The sequence below is a fragment of the Pseudomonas sp. LBUM1645 genome (assembly GCF_059716185.1).
The window spans coordinates 586481-607676 of sequence record NZ_CP166811.1 but is presented as its reverse complement, the minus strand read 5'-3'; the positions used below and the strand labels follow the sequence as shown (position 1 = coordinate 607676).

Annotated in this window: 12 protein-coding genes; 1 reads left to right on the top strand and 11 read right to left on the bottom strand. The window is 59.1% G+C overall.

Annotated elements, in window-relative coordinates:
• Nucleotides 1–145 precede the first annotated feature (145 nt).
• The 4 genes from ACA079_RS02615 to ACA079_RS02600 all read right to left on the bottom strand — a co-directional run bounded on the left by ACA079_RS02615 (nt 146) and on the right by ACA079_RS02600 (nt 9579).
• Nucleotides 146–1036: a transglutaminase family protein gene (locus tag ACA079_RS02615; RefSeq protein WP_497702473.1), complete on the bottom strand. Its 891-nt coding sequence runs from the start codon at nt 1034–1036 to the stop codon at nt 146–148.
• Nucleotides 1036–3522, bottom strand: a complete 2487-nt coding sequence (locus ACA079_RS02610; protein ID WP_497702472.1) for a circularly permuted type 2 ATP-grasp protein — start codon at nt 3520–3522, stop codon at nt 1036–1038. The genes ACA079_RS02615 and ACA079_RS02610 overlap by 1 nt, the downstream gene beginning before the upstream one ends.
• Before the next feature lie 88 nt (nt 3523–3610).
• Entirely contained in the window at nt 3611–6886 is a 3276-nt protein-coding gene (locus ACA079_RS02605; RefSeq protein ID WP_497702471.1) for a transglutaminase family protein, read from the bottom strand.
• 389 nt (nt 6887–7275) lie between these two features.
• Complete coding sequence (locus tag ACA079_RS02600) at nt 7276–9579, bottom strand: YgiQ family radical SAM protein (RefSeq protein ID WP_497702470.1); 2304 nt, start codon at nt 9577–9579, stop codon at nt 7276–7278.
• Nucleotides 9580–9804: 225 nt separating this feature from the next.
• Between ACA079_RS02600 and ACA079_RS02595 the strand changes: the two genes are divergently transcribed.
• Nucleotides 9805–13782, top strand: coding sequence for a dermonecrotic toxin domain-containing protein (locus tag ACA079_RS02595; RefSeq protein ID WP_497702469.1), 3978 nt, complete (start codon nt 9805–9807; stop codon nt 13780–13782).
• Nucleotides 13783–13814: 32 nt separating this feature from the next.
• Here the strand turns inward: ACA079_RS02595 and dnaB are convergent, their stop codons facing one another.
• From dnaB to rnr, 7 genes are all read right to left on the bottom strand, one after another.
• The gene (dnaB, locus tag ACA079_RS02590) at nt 13815–15209 is read right to left on the bottom strand and encodes a replicative DNA helicase (protein WP_046056862.1); all 1395 of its coding nucleotides are present in this window, start codon (nt 15207–15209) and stop codon (nt 13815–13817) included.
• Nucleotides 15210–15328: 119 nt separating this feature from the next.
• The gene (gene rplI, locus ACA079_RS02585) at nt 15329–15775 is read right to left on the bottom strand and encodes a 50S ribosomal protein L9 (protein ID WP_033055552.1); all 447 of its coding nucleotides are present in this window, start codon (nt 15773–15775) and stop codon (nt 15329–15331) included.
• A gap of 19 nt (nt 15776–15794) precedes the next feature.
• Nucleotides 15795–16688, bottom strand: coding sequence for a hypothetical protein (locus tag ACA079_RS02580; protein ID WP_497702468.1), 894 nt, complete (start codon nt 16686–16688; stop codon nt 15795–15797).
• Between the two features lie 36 nt (nt 16689–16724).
• On the bottom strand, nt 16725–16955 hold the full coding sequence (rpsR, locus tag ACA079_RS02575; protein WP_002551829.1) for a 30S ribosomal protein S18: 231 nt from the start codon (nt 16953–16955) through the stop codon (nt 16725–16727).
• Nucleotides 16956–16983: 28 nt separating this feature from the next.
• Nucleotides 16984–17406, bottom strand: coding sequence for a 30S ribosomal protein S6 (rpsF, locus tag ACA079_RS02570; RefSeq protein WP_003217491.1), 423 nt, complete (start codon nt 17404–17406; stop codon nt 16984–16986).
• Nucleotides 17407–17720: 314 nt separating this feature from the next.
• Nucleotides 17721–18488 carry a 23S rRNA (guanosine(2251)-2'-O)-methyltransferase RlmB gene (rlmB, locus tag ACA079_RS02565; RefSeq protein ID WP_415773033.1) on the bottom strand — a complete coding sequence of 256 codons (768 nt, stop codon included), beginning with the start codon at nt 18486–18488 and terminating at the stop codon, nt 17721–17723.
• A complete protein-coding gene (gene rnr, locus ACA079_RS02560) occupies nt 18485–21115 on the bottom strand; it encodes a ribonuclease R (RefSeq protein WP_497702467.1) in 2631 nt (876 codons plus the stop codon). Before rnr ends, rlmB begins: the two co-directional genes overlap by 4 nt.
• Nucleotides 21116–21196 lie beyond the last annotated feature (81 nt).

Here is a 21196-nt window from a genome sequence, read left to right as displayed (position 1 = left end):
AATACCCCTCCCGAATTTATGCACATTCCCCTGTGGGAGCGAGCTTGCTCCGGGCGGCGTTCCGACGATAGCAAACTCCCAGTCACATTAATGTTGGATGTGCCGCCGCCATCGCGAGCAAGCTCGCTCCCACATTGATTCTGCATTACTCCAAGGGCATCACCGTCACCCGAACCTCGGGATCATGGTTGCCGCCGCCCAAAATCACCCCACGCAACGGCGAGACATCGGAAAAATCCCGACCCCAGGCCAGGGTTATGTGTTCGAGTGCCGGTTGTACGTTGTTGGTCGGGTCAAAATCGACCCAGCCCAGCACAGGGCAAAACACCGAGACCCAGGCGTGAGACGCGTCCGCGCCGATCAATCGAGGCTGCCCGGGCGGTGGCTGGGTCAGCAGGTAGCCACTGATGTACCGCGCCGCCAACCCACGGGAGCGTACGCAGGCGAGCATCAGGTGAGCGAAGTCCTGACAAACACCGCGCCGGCGCTCCAGCACTTCCACCAGCGGCGTCGCCACTTGGGTCGCTTCAGCGTCGAAGGTGAATTCGCTGAAAATCTTCTCCATCAGTGCCTGAACACCCAACAGCAGCGGCCGGCCCGGTGGAAAACAGCTTTCGGAAAACTCGACGAAGTTGCGCTTCAAATGCACGTAGGGCGATTCGAACCGGTAACGACACGCTTCCAGCAATTCGGGGGAAAGCGGCTGACTGCTGTAGGTCAGCGCGTTGCGGGTTTCTTCCCACGCGGGGGACTGACTGAAATCCAGTGCAGGCCGGGCCAGCACTTCGACGGTGAGTCGGGCGTTGACCAGCAATTCATCGTGCGGCCGCTCGAACGCCAACCGGGTCAGCGGATTACCGAACACATCCAGTTCATCGCGGCGCGAAGTCGGGTCGGGACTGATCTGCAGTTGCTGCTCGGTGCAGCGCTGCCAGGCACACGCCCGCGGCCACAGGTGCGCGAGCTGCTGAGCCAGGGACACCGGGCTGTCGTAGTGATAATGGGTGTCGTGGAGAATCTGGTAGTGGGCGCTCATCAGACGGACACCGTGCGCTGGCTGACGTCATCGACGTGGGCGAAATGGCGCAAGGCCAGACGATCCGACACTTGCCCGCTGGCATCGGCGATTTCCTGCAACAGGTCGGCCAACCCCTCAATGGCTGCCCGAACGCTGGCTTCGCCGAACAGCGAGTTCTCCAGGCATCCCAGATCGAACTGTGCCAAGCGTTCCACCAACTGCGGCAAGCCCGCTTCGCGAGGCACACCGAAGTCGTCATTCAAGCGTTTCAAGGTACGAGTTACCAGTTTCAACTGGAACAGCACGGCGTGGGGGTTCTGCTCGTCGAGCAGCAGCAGGTCAAGCACCGGGATCAGTTGCGCCACCGCCAGATACCGCGAACGGTAAGTGATGCTGCTGTTGCCCAGCTCCAGCAGCCACTCCAGTCCGGCCTGATCGAAAGCACCGGCACCGCGCAGAAATGCCGCCAAGCTGGCGCTGAGAAACTGCAGGCGTTCGATCCGGCGGCCGATCATCAGGAAGCGCCAGCCTTCGTCCCGGGTCATGTCGTCGAGGGCGAAACCGGATAACGCCGCCAGGGACATCACCAGACGGTTGAGGAAATCCAGCAATTCGCCGAAATCCGGCTCTTCGGCTTCCAGCTCCATGGCTTCGCGCTGCAGCTCCACCAGCGCTTGCCAGTTTTCCCGCGAGAGCTTGCCACGCACTTGCGATGCCGCCCACTGCAAACGCTGCAGGTTGGAGCGCAGACTGAACGACCAGTCATCGCCGAGCAATGCCGCCAGCAAACGCTCCGGCAACTCGCCTTCATCGGGCAACAACATCAACCGTTCGCCCAGATCGACCGCCGCCTCCAGGGCTTGCGGGTCATCGCCATCGACATACCGCGCCAGCATGATTCGCAGCAGCCGCGCACTGTCATCGCAGCGCTCGCAATAGCGCCCGAACCAGAACAGGTTTTCCACCACCCGCGACGGCAGATACGGATCGCGTCTTACCAGGTCGTGCACACCGATCGTACGCTGGGTTTTCCATTGCTCACCGCTCGGCGGGCGATCGCCCAACACCCAGGTATCTTTGCTCGCGCCACCGCGCTGCATCGACACCACTTCGGCGTCAGCCTCGGCGGCAACCCGGGTAAGGCCGCCGGGCAGAACCCGATAACCCTCACGGCTGGCCACGGCGTACACGCGCATGCCAATTGCCCGGGGTTGCAGATGACCGTCTTCAGCCTGCCAGATCGGGGCTTGAGAGAGCTGAGCCAATTCTTGCGCGACATAGGCGTAAGGCCGGGCCTGCATGCGCTCGGCCAGCTCCTGACGCTGTTTTTCACTCAAATCACGGCCAAATACTGGCGTGAAGCTCTGTGACGGGAAAGCCGGTTTGATCAACAACTCCGGCAATTTTTCCAGGGCCTGAGCCAGCACCGGTGCTTCACCGCACCACCAGGTTGCGATGGATGGCAGGATCAAATCTTCGCCAAACAGGAATTGATTGATCCTCGGCAGGAAGCCCAACAATCCCGGCGACTCCAGTACGCCGCTGCCGAGGGCATTAGCCACCAGCACTCGCCCCTGGCGCACCGCTTCCAGCAATCCCGGCACGCCAAGGGCCGAGTCAGTGCGCAGCTCCAGCGGATCGCAGAAGTCATCGTCGAGCCGCCGCATGATCGCGTGGACCCGGCGCAGTCCGCTCAAGGTTTTCAGGTAGACCGTGGCATCCCGGACGGTCAGGTCGCCGCCCTCTACCAGTGGATAACCGAGCTGACGCGCCAGATAGAGGTGTTCGAAATAGCTTTCGTTGAAACGTCCCGGTGTGAGCAGCACGATCAGCGGCGCTTCGTCATCACTCGGCGCCTGACGGGCCAGGGTTTCCTGAAGCGTGCGGAAGAATCCGGCCAGGTGCTGCACTTTCAAATCGCGGTACAGCTCGGGAAAGGCCCGGGACACGATGGTGCGGTTTTCCAGCGCATAACCGGCACCGGACGGTGCTTGAGTCCGATCCGCCGTCACCCACCAGCGACCGTCGGGTGTACGCGCCAGATCCACGGCGTACAGATGCAGAAAAGCCCCGTCGGGCGGTGTGATGCCCTGACAGGGCCAGAGGAAGTTGTTGTGACCGAAGACCAGCTCAGCAGGCAGCAGGCCCTCGGCGATCAAGCGTTGCGGGCCGTACAGATCCGCCAGCACAGCATTGAGCAAACGTGCCCGCTGAGCGATCCCGGCCGATAACTGCTGCCATTCATCAGCAGCAATCACATGCGGTAGCAGATCGAGTTCCCACGGCCGATCGGCACCCTTGGGGTCGGCGTAGACGTTGTACGTCACGCCGTTTTCCTGGATCTGCCGGGTCAGCAGCGCCTGACGCTGCACCAATTGCGTTGGCGTGCTGCGTTGCAATTGGTCGAACAACCGACGCCAGTGCGGGCGTACAGCGCCACTGTCGTCGAGCAGTTCGTGATAAGTGCCCGCCGTCAGCGGGTAGCGGTCAAGCAGGTCAGGCATGGAAAGCTCGGCAGACAGCAAAGAACGGTCAGACTAACGCAGGCTCATGACGCCCGGATATACGAAAAGTCCGAGCGTCGCGTACGGTTTAGAAGCGTCGTAAATCGAGAGTCATCGGTAGCTCGTCGTTAATTTCCATATTGGGTATAGGAAGTTTCCCCGGCGTATGTCCGATGCGGAAAAAACGCGCCATGCGCCGGCTCTCTGCCTCATTGGCGTTCACCGGCAAGCTGTCGTAGTTGCGCCCGCCCGGGTGGGCGACGTGGTACTGACAGCCACCCAGAGAACGTTGCATCCAGGTGTCGAGCAGGTCGAACACCAACGGCGCGTGGACCGGGATGGTCGGCTGCAGGCAGTTGGCCGGTTGCCAGGCGCGGAAACGCACGCCAGCGACAAACTCGCCGACTCGCCCGGTGGGTTGCAATGGCACCGGAATGCCATTGCACGTCAGCAGATAACGCTGCGGCGGCAAGCCCGTGAGTTTGACCTGCAAGCGTTCCAGCGACGAATCCACATAACGCACCGTGCCACCGACTGCGCCCTCCTCGCCCAGCACATGCCAGGGCTCCAGCGCCTGACGCAATTCCAGCTCGATCCCGCTGACGGCGTAATCGCCGACCTTGGGAAAACGGAATTCCAGATGCGCCGCGAACCACTCGGCGCGCACGGGATAACCGGCGGCATTCAGGTCGACGATGACGTCGGCGAAATCCTGTTCGATAAAGTGCGGCAACAGGAAACGATCGTGCAGCTCTGTGCCCCAGCGTGCCAGTTTCGGCGGCGCATAAGGCTCGCGCCAGAACCGAGCCACCAGCGCCCGCAGCAACAATTGCTGCGCCAGGCTCATGCGCGCATGGGGCGGCATTTCGAAGGCGCGCAATTCGAGCAATCCAAGGCGACCGGTAGCACCGTCCGGTGAATACAGTTTGTCGATGCAAAATTCGGCACGGTGAGTGTTGCCGGTCACGTCGATCAGCAAGTTGCGCAGCAGCCGATCCACCAGCCACGGCGCGCACTCCTCGCCCGGCTCAGGCATCTGGGCGAAGGCGATTTCCAGTTCATACAAGGCATCGTTGCGTGCTTCGTCGACCCGTGGCGCCTGAGACGTCGGGCCGATGAACAATCCGGAAAACAGGTAGGACAAGGACGGGTGGTTATGCCAGTAGCTGATCAGGCTGCGCAGCAGATCGGGGCGGCGTAGAAACGGTGAGTCAGCCGGTGTCGCGCCACCCAGTACGAAATGGTTACCGCCGCCGGTGCCGGTATGCCGGCCGTCGATCATGAATTTCTCGGTGGTCAGTCGAGTCTGGCGTGCCTCTTCGTAAAGAAACTCGGTGCGTTCGACCAGTTCATCCCACGTGGCGGACGGCTGCACGTTGACCTCGATCACACCCGGATCGGGCGTGATGCGGAAGTTGCTCAGGCGCGGATCGCTCGGCGGCTCATAGCCTTCCAGCAACACCGGGCAATGCAATTCCTCGGCGGTGGCTTCGATGGCGCTGACCAGTTCCAGATAATCCTCGACCCGCTCCAGCGGCGGCATGAACAGGTACAACCGCCCTTCTCGCGCTTCGGCGCAGAACGCCGTGCGGGTCAGCCAGTCGGCGGATTCGTCGATCTTTGGCGCGCGTTCATCAGCAACCGCAGGTTCGCCTTGGCTCCGAAGTTGTGCTGTGTCGGGCAGTGCAGGGAAATCCTGATTCGGGTCCACAGGGTGAATAAACGGGTACTCCGCCGCTTTCACCCAAGGCTGCGAGCCGAGCGGCAAGCGATAGCCCAGCGGCGAATCCCCCGGCACCAGTCGGCAATGCTCATCGCGCAGATACCAGCGGCCGCTTTGCCACTGATCACCCTTGGCGGTGCGCGCCAGCGGCAGGACCTGACCGATGACTTTGTCCAAGCCCTGGCTGAAGACTTTGCGCAGGCGCGCACGCTCCAGAGGTTCTTCAAGACGCGAGTCTTCGGCGCTGACGTTCTGCGGCAAAGTGCCTTCGCGCCAGAGGTAATAGAAATTGTCTTCGTAGGCCGGAAATACAAAGCGTGTCGGAATTTTCAGGCGTTCGGCGACACTCGCCAGAAAACGTCCGGCCAGCTCGCCATTGGCACCGTAGTCTTCCTGCTCATCGGCAATCAGCGCGCTGTTGTGCCAGATCGGCACATCGTCGCGGCGCCAGTAGCAGTTCAGCGACCAGCGCGGCAATTGCTCGCCGGGGTACCACTTGCCCTGACCGAAATGCACCAGGCCTTGGGGCGCGTAGTGCTTGCGCATGCGCTGGAACAGTTCGGCGGACAGACGTCGCTTGTCTGGCCCGAGCGCTGCGGTGTTCCATTCGGCGCCGTCCGGATCATCGATGGATACGAAGGTCGGTTCGCCGCCCATGGTCAGGCGTACGTCCCCCTCCAACAGGTCGGCATCGATCTGCCGACCCAACGCCTGGATCGCCAGCCATTGGTCTTCGGTGTAGGGCTTCGTTACCCGTGGCGCCTCCCAAATTCGCTCCACGGACATTTCATGGGTGAATTCACACTCGCACGGTTCAACCAAGCCACTGATCGGTGCCGCAGAGCCCGGATCGGGACTACACGCCAACGGAATGTGTCCTTCACCGGCAAACAGCCCTGACGTCGCGTCCAGGCCGATCCAGCCTGCACCGGGCAAATAGACCTCGCACCAGGCGTGCAGATCAGTGAAGTCCACGTCAGTGCCCGACGGGCCGTCGAGGCTTTTGACGTCGGCGGTCAGTTGAATCAGGTAGCCGGAGACGAAACGCGCCGCCAGACCGAGGTTGCGCAACAGCTGCACCAGCAACCACGCAGAGTCGCGGCAGGAACCGGAGGCATGTTCCAAAGTGTGTTCGGGCGTTTGCACGCCCGGCTCCATGCGAATCAGGTAGCCAATGTCTTCGCTCAGGCGCTGATTGAGTGCGACGAGGAAATCGACGCTAGGCAGCGGCGTGCGGTCGATGCCTTCCAGGTACGCCTTGAATTTCGGCGTCAGGGGCAAGGTTTCCAGGTACGGCGCCAGTTCCTTGCGCTCATCCGCGGCGTAGGCGAACGGGATTTTTTCCGCGTAGGGCTCAAGGAAGAAGTCGAACGGATTGAAGACCGCCATCTCTGCCAGCAAATCGACTTCGATCCGCAGCTCATCGGTTTTCTCCGGAAACACCAACCGCGCCAGGTAATTGCCCTGGGGGTCTTGCTGCCAGTTGATGAAGTGCTGCTCGGGCGACACTTTCAGCGCGTAGGACAGTATCCGCGTGCGACTGTGGGCAGCCGGGCGCAGGCGAACGATCTGCGGACCGAGCTCGACAGCGCGGTCATAGCGGTAATGCGTGACGTGGTGCAATGCGACATGAATCGACACGGCGTGCCTCCTGCGAGCCTTAAGCGTATTGGAAAGCGCGCAAGACTTATGCCATCCAGCAGCGCTGGCGCTTTCTCCGGTTGCTTGAGGCAGTACAGCACCAAAATCGGGCGACGCGGGAATTTGGTTAGGGGGAGTTGCACGGAAATGTTGCGATAGCCTGACTTTGCTGCGGCTGCACTGGCCTCATCGCGAGCAAGCTCGCTCCCACAGGGGACCGTTGCCGAATACACATTTAGCGGACGACCCGGACAAACTGTGGGAGCGAGCTTGCTCGCGATGGGGCCAGTCGCCACAACCCACCTTCTGACTTCGATACACGTTTTTGCTCTGCCAGAAACGCAAAACGCCAACCCGAAGGTTGGCGTTCTGTTATCAGCGGTCAGCGTTTAGCGCGGCACTACCGGCTTACGCGTAGGCTTGGGCCCCTTGCCTTTGGCCGCGTCCTTGCGATCCTTGGCCGCCTGCTGGTTGCGGGCGAACGCCGCTGCCTTGGCCTGTTCACGCTTGTCCCACGGGTTACCGCCATCACTGGCGCGCGGTGGCAGGCCGGTGTGTTGGGTCAGGATTTTGGTGGTCTTCTCACCCGCGACTTTGTGGCTGCCAGCCGGTGTCGAGTTCTTGCGACGGGCGCTCTGGTAGCTGTCGGTCGCTGGCTGGTGCAGCGGGATCAACTGGGTTTTTCCCGGCCCGATCAGGTCGGCGCGGCCCATGCGGGTCAGTGCTTCACGCAGCATTGGCCAGCCTTTCGGGTCGTGATAACGCAAGAACGCCTTGTGCAGACGACGCTGCTCTTCGCTCTTGACGATGGTCACGGCGTCGCTCTTGTAAGTGACCTTACGCAGCGGGTTCTTGCCCGAGTGGTACATCGCGGTGGCGGTGGCCATCGGCGACGGGTAGAACGCTTGCACCTGGTCGGCACGGAAGCCGTTGCCCTTGAGCCACAAGGCCAGGTTCATCATGTCTTCGTCGGTGGTGCCCGGGTGGGCGGCGATGAAATAAGGAATCAGGTACTGCTCTTTCCCGGCTTCCTTGGAGTACTTCTCGAACATGCGCTTGAACTTGTCATAGCTGCCGATGCCCGGTTTCATCATCTGATTGAGCGGACCTTCCTCGGTGTGTTCCGGGGCGATCTTCAGGTAACCACCGACGTGGTGAGTCACCAGCTCTTTGACGTACTCCGGCGACTCGACCGCGAGGTCGTAGCGCAGACCGGAAGCGATCAGGATCTTCTTCACACCCGGCAAGGCACGGGCGCTGCGGTACAGCTGAATCAGCGACGAGTGATCGGTGTTCAGGTTCGGGCAAATGCCCGGGAACACGCACGAAGGCTTGCGGCACGCGGATTCGATTTCCGGGGTCTTGCAGGCGATGCGGTACATGTTCGCGGTCGGGCCGCCGAGGTCGGAAATGACGCCGGTGAAGCCTGGCACCTTGTCGCGGATCTCTTCGATTTCGCGAATGATCGACTCTTCGGAACGGTTCTGGATGATCCGGCCTTCGTGCTCGGTGATCGAGCAGAAGGTGCAGCCGCCGAAGCAGCCACGCATGATGTTCACCGAGAAGCGGATCATGTCGTAGGCAGGGATCTTTTCCTTGCCGTACGCCGGGTGCGGAATGCGCGCATAGGGCATGCCGAACACGTAGTCCATTTCTTCGGTGGTCATCGGAATCGGAGGCGGGTTGAACCAGACATCGACTTCGCCGTGCTTCTGCACCAGCGCACGGGCGTTGCCCGGGTTGGTTTCCAAATGCAGGACGCGGTTGGCGTGAGCATAAAGAACCGCGTCACCACGGACCTTTTCAACCGACGGCAGACGAATCACGGTCTTGTCGCGAGTCATCTTCGGGCTGGCCAGGATCTGCACGACCTTGGCTTCGCTCGGATCTTCCACCGGACCCTTTTCCTGCTCGATAGCGCAAGCCTGGGTGTCCTGAGTGTTCACGTACGGGTTGATGATCTTGTCGACCTTGCCCGGACGGTCGATGCGCGTGGAATCGACTTCGTACCAGTCTTTCGGGGTGTCGCGACGGATGAACGCGGTGCCGCGCACATCGGTAATGTCTTCGATCTTGTGACCGTAGGACAGACGCTGGGCGACTTCGACGATCGCACGCTCGGCGTTGCCGTAGAGCAGGATGTCGGCGCAGGCGTCGATCAGGATCGAGTTGCGAACCCGGTCCTGCCAGTAATCGTAGTGGGCGATGCGGCGCAGGGAGGCTTCGATGCCACCGAGAACGATCGGCACGTTCTTGTAGGCTTCCTTGCAACGCTGGCTGTAAACCAGGCTCGCGCGGTCCGGACGTTTGCCCGCCATGCCACCGGGGGTGTAGGCGTCATCGGAACGGATTTTTTTGTCGGCGGTGTAGCGGTTGATCATCGAGTCCATGTTGCCGGCCGCGACGCCGAAGAACAGGTTCGGCTCGCCGAGCTTCATGAAGTCGTCTTTGGACTGCCAGTTTGGCTGGGCAATGATCCCGACGCGGAAGCCTTGCGACTCCAGCAGCCGGCCGATAATTGCCATGCCGAACGACGGATGGTCAACGTACGCATCACCGGTGACGATGATGATGTCGCATGAATCCCAGCCAAGCTGATCCATCTCCTCCCTGCTCATCGGCAGGAATGGCGCAGGACCGAAACATTCGGCCCAGTACTTGGGATAGTCAAATAACGGCTTGGCTGTTTGCATGACGATGACCGGTGTTGAGATGAAAAATCGCGGGCGCGGAATATAGCACAAAAATTAACCAATTCCGACAACAGCGGTCGGCTTTTACCATCAGCTCTGCCCCCGACCGATACATCACATTTCGCTGAGCACAGGTCACTACATAGATATTCTTCAAGAAAAAAACCCGCGAGTAGTCTGGTGCTTCAACTACCAGACTGGCTTATCCAGAGCCACGGAGCTCCCTTGAACGATTCGACTTTACTCAATACAGTCCCCGCACCGCCCCCGCCCCCGCCCCCGCCGCCCCTATCTGCTCATGCAAGCTTCATCCAGAGCAAGCTGCCTGGCTGGCTAGTCAAGGGATCACCTGAACAGCGCAAAACGTTTCGCGCCTGCCTGCTCAAAAGCAATGCAGCCAGGCAGGCGTTGGCCCCTGTCTTCGAAGATATGGAAAACCCCTTGAACGTTGCCCGAACCTTGTTGAGCGAAAAGCTCACAGGAGACCTGGGATCGCTGGACGCTGAAAAATCCACACTGCTACGCGAGTGGAAGAACTCCCACCTCTTGGGGCTGATCAAAACACACCATAAAACCACCGAACAAACGCTTGTAGACGCCGCGCTGCAGAACTTCGAACCTTCCGAAGCCCTGAGCGGTGGTTTTGAAGCGGGATCGGCCATCTATTTGTCCGGGTACGACGAAAAGAAAAAAAGCGCTGTCAGCCCAGAGCGCTTCGCCGGGGTTTGTCGCGAGTTGGACATCGGCATGCAGTACCAGAGACACATCAGCGAAATACTGGAACCGTCTGCGACTGCGGGAACAACCGCCACTCGCTCGGCAAACCAGATAAAAGCCCTGATCAGGAACGACGACCAAAATACCTTTGAGACGGCGATCCACATCGCCCTGATGAAGAAATCCATCAGCACAGATCTTTACGCACTATTACTCGAACTGAGCCACGCCGGCAGCCACAAGGACTTGATCTGTTCACACCTGACCCTGGACGGCATAGCCCTTCCGGGCATCATGGCACTTCGGGATAAATGGCCTCAGATTAAACACGTTCTTTACATTCCCGATGATCCCGATGACGCGATCAAACGATATGACTCGTATAACGATCTTCAAACAGCCTTGGCAATTAAGCTGGACACACCCTCCTACCGGAAATTCTTCAATCGCTTCATTCCGTTTGAGCGCCAGGGAACGCCGCTGACCACAGGCACTTTGTGGTCAGGCGCAAACCGCCTTAGTAATCCGTCTTTTGCCAAACCCTTGGTGCGTGTGGAAATTGCCGGTGACTTCTATGAAACGGTCTTCAAGCAACGCATTGCCCACCTGAAGGCTGACGCACGTTTGCTGGCGGTCCCCACGGCAGATGCCAACACCGCCGGCAGTTTGAAAAAACGTCAGGAGCTCGAGGCAACAGGAGAGTCGCTATTATTTTTCGCCACGTCCTTCATACCGATCATCGGTGAAGTGATGCTGGCGGCAACAGCCTTGCAGTTACTCCACTCGGTCTATCACGGCGTTGCCGCCTGGAGTCGTGGCGATACCGATGAAGCTCTGAACGATCTGCTGGATGTTGCAGACGTCGCTGCCCTGGGCATCATCACGGCCGGCGCAATAAAAACCACCGGGATCGCCACCAACCTGGTGAAAATCAGGTTGCGCGACAATAGCGAACGACTCTGGCACCCCGATCTGACGCCCTATCGGAAGGCACTTCAACTCCCTGAAAATATCCACCCCAACGCTCAAGGGTTGTATAACCACAACGCAAAAACCTATGTAGCACTGGAAGACCATTTCTATGAAGTAAAGGTCGACATCGCCACCCAGCAGTGGGAGCTGCAACACCCTTCTGACCCAAACGGGTATGCCCCACAGATGCTACAAAACAATGTCGGAGGATGGCGCCACCTGCACGAGGACCCAAGCACTTGGGATGGGTTGAAACTGATCAGGCGTCTTGGCCCTGTCGCACGCAATATCCGCCAAGAAGCCGTCGAGCCTATTCTGCTGGTCAGCGGATTAGACAGATCGGCTCTCATTGAACTTCATGTGAGCACCCAACGTCCGCCGGCCCTGCTGACCGATGTATTGAAGCGCTTTGATTTGAGGCAGGAAATAAAAGATTTCAAGATAGAACGTAGCAAAGGCACTAAAACCGGCCCTTACTCACCGTTCATCTTGCCGCACCTGCTCACCACACTGAGCGGCTGGCCAACCACTCGACGCCTGACCGTCGTCGATGGGCCTGAAACGCTCTTTGCTTTTGGTGACTCCGCCAATGCAGCACTGCCCGAACTTAGATTGACCTACGCCCAACTCAGAAACGGTGAACTGACAGACGCTGTTGTCGAGAAGTTGAGAGCTGAAGAGCTCAGTGAGCTGTTCAAAGGGCTGGTGCCATCCACTGCCTCTATCGCAGTGCGCCTGGCGCAGCGTCTTGAGACCCACCTTGCGGCCACAAAAGACCTGTTGTTCCCAAAAATTTATGCGCTGACCGATCAACCGGAAAACCCGATAGAGGAACACATTCGCACGAAGTATCCAACGCTGCCAAAAAGCTATCTGCAGCAGTTGACACTCAGCCTCAGCGCACTGGAAAAACGGCAAATCGTGCGGGAAAAGCAGTTGCTGCCACTCATGGAAAAGGAAGCAGCCGAATATTCCAAAGAAGTTGAAACAGCACGTACTTATGAGGGGCTTTATCTTGATTCCGCCCGCCCTCTTGACACCGACCAACTCATCCTCACGAACCTCAGGCACTTGCCCAACTGGGCCGACTCGGCGCGCATCGAAATGCGTGATGCAACGCTCAACGGCACATTGCTGAGCAGCGTTGGCAGTGACACTGCCGTTCATCGCAGAGTTCTGGTTCGAGAAGGCGCGCAGTACAGGGCTTACGATACAGCGGGAAATTCGCTTAATGGACCGGCCGACCTCTACACCTCGATCAAAGCGGTCCTGCCTGACGCCGAGCGTTTTGCCGTGGCCAATAGTTGGTCTGACCGTGTAAAAACCGCGCTCAACAGCGTCATAGAGCGTTTGCACAAACAACCTCTGGCTATTCGGGTAGCTGGTGCGTCATGGGCTAGCGAGCCCGTAACCTCAGGCTTCCCCCTTGATACCCATTTTGCCCGGCAAGAAACACCGACGAACCTGTCTTTGCGCGCAGACGGCGTTTATGAACAGCGCCCCCTACAAGGTGGCACGTACATGTATTACGTGCTGGAAAACCGCCTGTACTATCAAGTGCAATACGCCAAACCGGGTTGGCAAGTCATTGATGCGCGCACCCCCTATCGAGCGTACAAGCCCTACGTGCGGCAAAAGACTGGAGGTGGTTGGGAGATCGATACCGATAGCGGGTTACCGGGAGGTACGCCGGGCGCTGGCTCGTCAACACACCTCGATATCCCGGAGGAGGCAAGCGGCACCTATCACAGCGCCACCGAATACGTCATGCCGGTGCCATTCACTGCCGCCGAACGCGAACGCATGTCCAGCATCAGATCCTTTCAACAGGCCCCCAACACACGCGGTAACTATGATCGTGCCAACAACGGCCGCTACCCCCTCAGGGACCTGAAAGGGCAACCGTTACGCATCAAAAAAATTCAGCAGAAGGTCAAATCTGCTGATGGCGGTACCCGCTATGAGGCCGAGGCAATCAAACCTTACATTCAATGGGAGGGCCTGGAAGGCGTTGCCAACCTGTACGAAGAAAAACTGGCGCTACGCACATTCACTGCCGCCGACTGCAAGGTGCCTGAGGAACGGGCCTTGATCGGGCAAGACATGGTGAGCAGCAAAAAGCCGCTGGTTAAAGGGGAGATTCTTGGGGTCTATGGTGGAGGATTGATACCCGGCTATGTCGGTATCGCAAGAAAGGACCCGTTCCTCATCGATGTACTGCCTGGGAAGCTGTTCACCCACGCCAGGTCTACTACCGTTCTGTTGTCCGGAGACAATGTGCTGTCCCGAATGAATACCATCTTCGAGTACGAACAGGGCAAGCCGGCACGACAGGCAACAACGGGTTACAACGTCGAAGCCGTGCCGTTTGATGTGGAGGCTCAAGCCCAAGGCGGGGGCAGGCAAAAATACCTGCTGTATGCATTTTTTGCCATCGACGACATTCCCGTCGACAACGAGCTACGTTGGAACTATGGCTACACCGAGCAAGCGATCAGAGCCCTGTTCGCCTGAAACACAGCTATCAACCGTCGACACCCTCGACGTTACTCGTCGTCGAAGTTGTAGCTGCCCGGCGCCAGGTTTTCGAAGCGGGTGTACTTACCGATGAACGCCAGTCGTGACGTGCCGATCGGGCCGTTCCGCTGCTTGCCGATGATGATCTCGGCGATGCCTTTGTGTTCGGTTTCCGGGTGATACACCTCGTCCCGGTACACGAACATGATGACGTCGGCATCCTGCTCGATCGCTCCGGATTCCCGGAGGTCGGAGTTGATCGGGCGTTTGTTCGGTCGCTGCTCCAGGGAGCGGTTGAGCTGGGACAACGCCACCACCGGGCAGTTGAATTCCTTGGCCAGGGCTTTCAAGGAACGGGAGATCTCGGAAATCTCGTTGGTCCGGTTGTCACCGCCAGAACCCGGGATCTGCATCAATTGCAGGTAGTCGATCATGATCAGGGCGATATCGCCGTGTTCACGCACCAGACGCCGGGTCCGTGCGCGCATTTCCGACGGGCTGATACCGGCCGTATCGTCAATAAACAGCTTGCGATCGTTGAGCAAGTTGACCGCCGATGTCAGGCGCGGCCAATCGTCGTCTTCCAGGCGACCGGCACGGACCTTGGTCTGGTCGATACGGCCGAGGGACGACAACATACGCATGATCAGCGATTCGCCTGGCATCTCCAGCGAGTAGACCAATACGCATTTGTCGCTGCGCAGCACGGCGTTTTCCACCAGGTTCATCGCAAAGGTGGTTTTACCCATGGATGGACGACCGGCGACGATGATCAGGTCAGACGGTTGCAGTCCGCTGGTCATACCGTCGAGATCGGTATAACCGGTGGACAGGCCGGTAATGGCGTTGTCAGTGTTGAACAAGGTGTCGATGCGGTCGATGGCCTTGGTCAACAGGTCATTCACGCTCACCGGGCCGCCGGTTTTTGGCCGGGCCTCGGCGATCTGGAAGATTTGGCGTTCGGCTTCGTCGAGAATCTCTTCAGCCGAGCGGCCTTCCGGGTTGAAGGCGCTGTCGGCAATCTCGGAGGCAATGCCAATCAGTTGGCGCAAGGTCGCCCGCGCGCGGACAATCTGGGCATACGCCTTGATGTTGGCGACGGACGGCGTGTTTTTTGCCAGTTCGCCAAGGTATCCGAGGCCGCCGACTTGCGAGGTCTGACCTTCCTTGTCCAGTTGCTCGGCAAGGGTCACGACGTCGATCGGCGAGTTCTGGTCGGCGAGCTTGGCGATCGCACGGAAGATCAGGCGGTGGTCATGTCGATAGAAATCGCCGTCCGAGACCTGATCCAACACGCGTTCCCAGGCGTTGTTGTCCAGCATCAAACCACCGAGCACGGCCTGTTCGGCCTCGATGGAATGCGGCGGCACCTTCAAGGCAGCGGTTTGCAGATCGTATTGCTCGGGTGCGGAGATATCGTTCATGGCCACTTGAATAGTTGTGAAAATCAGGAACTGCAGAAAGACAAAGGGCACGACCTGTAAACAGGATCGTGCCCGATGTTACCGGCAAGCACCCGAGGGTGCCAGCCGACAAGTGCTGCTTAAGCTGCTACCACGACAACGCGTACGGTGGCTTCAACTTCGGCGTGCAGGTGCACGGCTACGTCGAATTCGCCTACGTTGCGGATAGTGCCGTTCGGCAGACGAACTTCGCTTTTTGCAACTTCAACGCCAGAGGCGGTCAGTGCATCAGCGATGTCGTGAGTACCGATCGAACCGAACAGCTTGCCTTCGTCGCCAGCGGTGGCAGTGATAGTCACTTCCAGCTCAGCCAGTTGGGCAGCGCGGCTTTCAGCCGAAATTTTACGATCTGCTGCGGCTTTTTCCAGCTCAGCGCGACGCTCTTCGAACGCAGCCAGGTTGGCAGCGGTCGCAGCGGTAGCTTTGCCGTAAGGCAGCAGGTAGTTACGGCCGTAACCAGCCTTAACGTTCACTTTGTCACCCAGGTTGCCCAGGTTGGTGACTTTTTCCAGAAGGATCAGTTGCATGTGAAAATCCTCTTAACTTTTAACCTTCACCGTTCGCGCTATCGACGTCTTTCGGCGTCGAACGACCGCGAAAATCAATCAGGCTGTCGACGATGGCCAAGACCACCAGCAACGGATAGATCAGCTGCATGAACAGCAACAGCGTGACGTACAACCCCACCAGCCAAAACCTGGCCAGTCGCTTTTGCGCCACCAGCCCATGAATCAGGGCCAGCCCGGCGAACACCAGCGGTACACTGCACAACGGCGTCAACATGGCCATCTGCGGACCGATGTTCGGCCCCAGAAGCATGAACGCCAGCAGTAACATCGCCAGCCCCAGCGGGAATCGGATGGCGCGAAACTCGCGACCAAAACCACCCGGGTTGTACAACAACGCCTGCCAGTAGCGCCCGACAAGCAGGCTCAGCACACTGACGATTTGCAACAAAGCCGCAATCAGGCCGGTCAGGACCGGTGCGATCAGGGACGCAAAATGCGCTTGCTCGTCTACCGACAACTTCTGGTAGACATCACCGAGTAGCGACGGCATGACTTTTATCAAAGCCTGCGCCAGCATCTCGATTTGGGGACCAAAAGCCGTCCCCAGCACCACTGAAAACACCACTCCCATCGCTATGCTGACCAGCAGCACGCGGTTCCAGGACTCGCTTGCGCGTAAAACCAACGCAAGGCCCCAAGAACCCAGCAGCACCAGAAGTGCCCGTGGGTCATCGGAGTAAAGCCACCAGATCAACGCCGGCAGCAGTCCCAGAGCAAGAACGCCCAGGGCGTCCTTCAATCCGCGCCGCAGGAGCACAAGGCAACCAGCGGCAGCGCCCAACCAATACAACAACGGCAATATTGCGCATCCGGCCACTACGAGAGTGGCCTGCATACGGCCGCGCATGATGAACTCAGCTATGGCACGCATGCTTTCAATCCTTTGCTACGTGTCGACTGCCCGGTCTCAGCGGCCGTGGCTGTCGGTGTAGGCCAGCAGGGCCAGGAAGCGGGCGCGCTTGATAGCGGTGGCCAGCTGACGCTGATAACGTGCTTTGGTACCGGTGATGCGGCTTGGAACGATTTTGCCGGTCTCGGATACATAAGCTTTCAGAGTGTTGAGATCTTTGTAATCGATCTCTTTCACGTCTTCAGCGGTGAAGCGGCAGAATTTACGACGACGGAAGAAACGTGCCATGTAATAGGCTCCTCAAAAGGTCCGTGGATTACTCGTCAGCGTTATCGCTGTTGTCGCTGTCATCACTATCAGCGCTTTCAGCGCCTTCGTGCTCAGGACGGTCGCGACGCTCACGGCGCTCACTGCGGTTTTCTTCAGCCTTGAGCATCTCGGATTGGCCGGTAACGGCTTCTTCGCGACGGATGACCAGGTTACGGATCACTGCATCGTTGTAGCGGAAGTTGTCTTCCAGCTCGGCCAGGGCCTTGCCAGTGCACTCAACGTTCAGCATCACGTAGTGAGCCTTGTGAACATTGTTGATTGCGTAGGCCAGTTGACGACGGCCCCAATCTTCCAGACGGTGGATTTTGCCGCCGTCTTCTTCGATCAGCTTGGTGTAACGCTCTACCATGCCGCCGACTTGCTCGCTTTGATCCGGGTGGACCAAAAAGATGATTTCGTAATGACGCATGAATGCTCCTTACGGGTTGTAGCCTGCCGCTCAAAAGCGGTCAGACAAGGAGTGAATGACACTTATGGACTTGCTTGCGATAGACACATGCGTGCCTGCCGTCACAGCAAGGGGCGCAATTGTAGAGAAGGGACAGAAGAGGTGCAAGGCAATTGGTGATTATTTGAACAGTTCGTTCACACGCCAAATTTTGCCTCACCACAAACTACTGTGGGAGCGAGCTTGCTCGCGATGAGGGTGCAACATTCAACATTAATGCTGAATGTTACTCCGCTATCGCGAGCAAGCTCGCTCCCACAGGGATTACAACTGGCTTAGGACTTCTTGGCGGTTCCGGCAGCCTTGACGCTACGCTGGCGCTGGGCTTCGAACAGGCAAACGCCAGTCGCCACAGACACGTTGAGGCTGCTGACGCTACCGGTCATCGGCAGGTGCACCAGATAATCGCAAAGATCGCGAGTCAGGCGACGCATGCCGCTGCCTTCAGCACCCATGATCAGGATGGTCGGGCCGGTCATGTCTTGCTGATACAGACTCTGCTCAGCCTCGCCCGCCGTACCGACGACCCACAAGCCGCGCTGCTTGAGTTTCTCAAGCGTGCGCGCCAGGTTGGTCACCGCAACCAACGGAATCACTTCCGCCGCGCCGCAGGCCACTTTACGGACCGTCGGGGTCAGCGTGGCTGACTTGTCCTTCGGAACGATCACAGCCAGCGCACCGGCCGCATCAGCCGAACGCAGGCAAGCGCCGAGGTTGTGCGGGTCGGTAACGCCGTCGAGCACCAGCAACAGCGGTGCGCCTTCAGATCGATCGAGCAGTTCGTCGAGCATTGCCTCGCCCCAGACCTGGCTCGGACTCACGTCCGCCACCACGCCCTGGTGCACGCCATCAACCCAGGCGTCGAGCTCACGACGCTCAGCGTTGCCGACGGCGACGCGATTTTCGGCTGCCAACGCGATCAGCGTCTGAACCCGCGGATCGCTGCGACCTTCAGCCAGCCAGATCTGCTTGACGCGTTTCGGGTGGTGACGCAGCAACGCTTCTACCGCATGCACGCCGTAGATCTTTTCCAACTGACTCATGACTTGGCCTTCGGTTTACGCGCCCCGCCGCTTTTGGCGGCTGGAGCAGAACCCGCTTTTGGCGGGCCTTTACGGTGTTTGCTCGGTTTGGCTGGTTTGCCGCCGGGAGCCTTGTCAGGCGCCGACCGTCCGGTCTTTCCCCCAGACGCCGCTTTACCGCCGCTTTTCGCTTCAGACAGCAACGCCTGCTTCATCTCACGACTTTTGCGCAATTCGGCATTTTTCGCCGCGGCATCGCTCGGGCGATAGGCTTCTACGGCTTTTTCCTTGGCAGGACGACGACCGGTTTTCGCCGGGGCCGGCTCTGCAGCCGTTTTGGTAGCTGGTGCAGCGGTTTCAGTTCCGCGCTTCTTGCGGCCGATCGGCGCGCTGATGGTTTTTTCAGCCATCTCGAAGTCGATCTTGCGCTCGTCGAGATCGACGCGCATGACCCGCACTTCTACGGTATCGCCAAGACGGAAGCTGCGACCGGTACGCTCACCGGCCAGGCGGTGGTGCACAGGATCGAAGTGGTAGTAATCGCCCGGCAGCGCGGTGACATGCACCAGGCCTTCGACGTAGATATCGGTCAGCTCGACGAACAGACCAAAACCGGTCACGGCAGTGATCACACCCGGGAACGACTCGCCCACACGATCTTTCATGAACTCGCACTTGAGCCAGTTCACGACGTCGCGGGTCGCTTCGTCGGCACGGCGCTCGCTCATCGAGCACTGCTCGCCGAGCTGCTCAAGGATCGCCTCGTCGTACGGATAGATGCGCGCTTTCGGAATGGTCATCGCGCCAGCACGGCGAACGTGCGGGGTGTCCATTTTCGAATGGATGACGCTGCGAATCGCCCGGTGCGTGAGCAAGTCCGGGTAGCGGCGGATCGGCGAAGTGAAGTGGGTATAGGCTTCGTAGTTCAGGCCGAAGTGGCCCTGGTTATCAGCGCTATACACCGCTTGGCTCAACGAACGCAGCATAACGGTCTGGATCAGATGGAAATCCGGACGGTCCTTGATGCTCGCCAGCAATGCCTGGTAGTCCTTCGGCGACGGGCCGTCCTTGCCTTTGTGCAGGGACAGGCCGAGCTCGCCCAGGAAGGCGCGCAGTTTTTCCAGACGCTCCGGTGGCGGACCGTTGTGCACGCGATACAGCGCAGGAATTTCGTGCTTCTTCAGGAATTCAGCAGTGGCCACGTTGGCCGCCAGCATGCATTCCTCGATCAGCTTGTGCGCATCGTTACGCACGGTCGGACGGATTTCAGCAATCTTGCGCTCGGTGCCGAAGATGATCCGGGTTTCCTGGGTTTCGAAATCGATCGCGCCACGTACGTGACGAGCGCCCAGCAGCACTTTGTACAGTGCGTAAAGCTGCTTGAGGTGTGGCAGAACGTCGGTGTACTCGCCGCGAAGCTGACGTGCTTCGGTGAGTTTCGGCGTTTCGAGCATCGCGCTGACTTTGTTGTAGGTCAGGCGAGCATGGGAGTGAATCACCGCTTCGTAGAAGCAGTAGTCGGTCATCTCGCCGGATTTGGAGATGGTCATCTCGCAAACCATGGCCAGGCGATCGACGTGCGGGTTCAGCGAGCACAGGCCATTGGACAATTGCTCAGGCAACATCGGCACGACGCGCTCTGGGAAGTACACCGAGTTGCCACGAACCTGGGACTCGTTGTCCAGCGCCGAACCGATTTTCACGTAGCTGGAAACGTCGGCGATCGCCACGTACAACTTCCAGCCACCGGAGAACAGGCGCAGCTTGCCTGGTTTGGATTCGCAGTAAACCGCGTCATCGAAGTCGCGCGCATCTTCACCGTCGATGGTCACGAACGGCAGATGGCGCAGGTCGATGCGCTTCTCTTTGTCTTTCTCTTCGACTTCAGGCTTGAGCTTGGCGGCTTCTTTCAACACCGCCTCAGGCCATACGTGGGGGATATCGTACGCGCGCAGGGCGACATCGATTTCCATGCCCGGCGCCATGTAGTTACCCACGACTTCGACCACGTCGCCTTGCGGCTGGAAGCGTGGCGTCGGCCAGTGAGTGATCTTCACTTCGACGAACTGACCGATCTGCGCGTTGGCGTTGCGGCCCGGGGTGACCAGCACTTCTTGCTGGATCTTCGGGTTATCCGCGACGACGAAGCCGATACCGCCTTCTTCGAAGTAGCGACCGACGATGGTCTCGTGGGCACGGGACACCACTTCGACGATCATGCCTTCGCGGCGACCGCGACGGTCGAGGCCGGCAACACGGGCCAGCGCACGGTCGCCATCGAACACCAGACGCATTTGCGCAGGGCTCATGAACAGGTCGTCACTGCCGTCGTCCGGAACCAGGAAGCCGAAGCCGTCACGGTGACCGCTGATGCGGCCCAGTATCAGGTCGAGCTTGTCCACCGGCGCATACGTGCCGCGACGGGTATAGATGAGTTGAGCGTCGCGCTCCATGGCGCGCAGGCGGCGACGCAGGGCTTCGATCTGGTCTTCTGTGGTAAGACCAAACTCCTCGACCAGCTGCTCGCGATTAGCAGGCGAACCTCGATCAGCAAGGTGCTGAAGGATCAGTTCGCGGCTAGGAATAGGGTTTTCATATTTTTCCGCTTCACGAGCGGCCTCGGGATCGAGGGACTGCCAATCGGCCATTAGAGAGTTTTCACCTTGTCTATATGCGGGTTAGTTTGGCATAGGCGTAATGAAACGGGAAATTTCAGGCTATGACAGCCC

Coding starts and splice junctions, on each gene's coding strand:
- ACA079_RS02615 (WP_497702473.1), bottom strand. CDS start 1,036: ATGAGCGCCCACTACCAGATTCTCCACGACACCCATTATCACTACGAC.
- ACA079_RS02610 (WP_497702472.1), bottom strand. CDS start 3,522: ATGCCTGACCTGCTTGACCGCTACCCGCTGACGGCGGGCACTTATCAC.
- ACA079_RS02600 (WP_497702470.1), bottom strand. CDS start 9,579: ATGCAAACAGCCAAGCCGTTATTTGACTATCCCAAGTACTGGGCCGAA.
- dnaB (WP_046056862.1), bottom strand. CDS start 15,209: ATGAACGATATCTCCGCACCCGAGCAATACGATCTGCAAACCGCTGCC.
- rplI (WP_033055552.1), bottom strand. CDS start 15,775: ATGCAACTGATCCTTCTGGAAAAAGTCACCAACCTGGGCAACCTGGGT.
- ACA079_RS02580 (WP_497702468.1), bottom strand. CDS start 16,688: ATGCGTGCCATAGCTGAGTTCATCATGCGCGGCCGTATGCAGGCCACT.
- rpsR (WP_002551829.1), bottom strand. CDS start 16,955: ATGGCACGTTTCTTCCGTCGTCGTAAATTCTGCCGCTTCACCGCTGAA.
- rpsF (WP_003217491.1), bottom strand. CDS start 17,406: ATGCGTCATTACGAAATCATCTTTTTGGTCCACCCGGATCAAAGCGAG.
- rlmB (WP_415773033.1), bottom strand. CDS start 18,488: ATGAGTCAGTTGGAAAAGATCTACGGCGTGCATGCGGTAGAAGCGTTG.
- rnr (WP_497702467.1), bottom strand. CDS start 21,115: ATGGCCGATTGGCAGTCCCTCGATCCCGAGGCCGCTCGTGAAGCGGAA.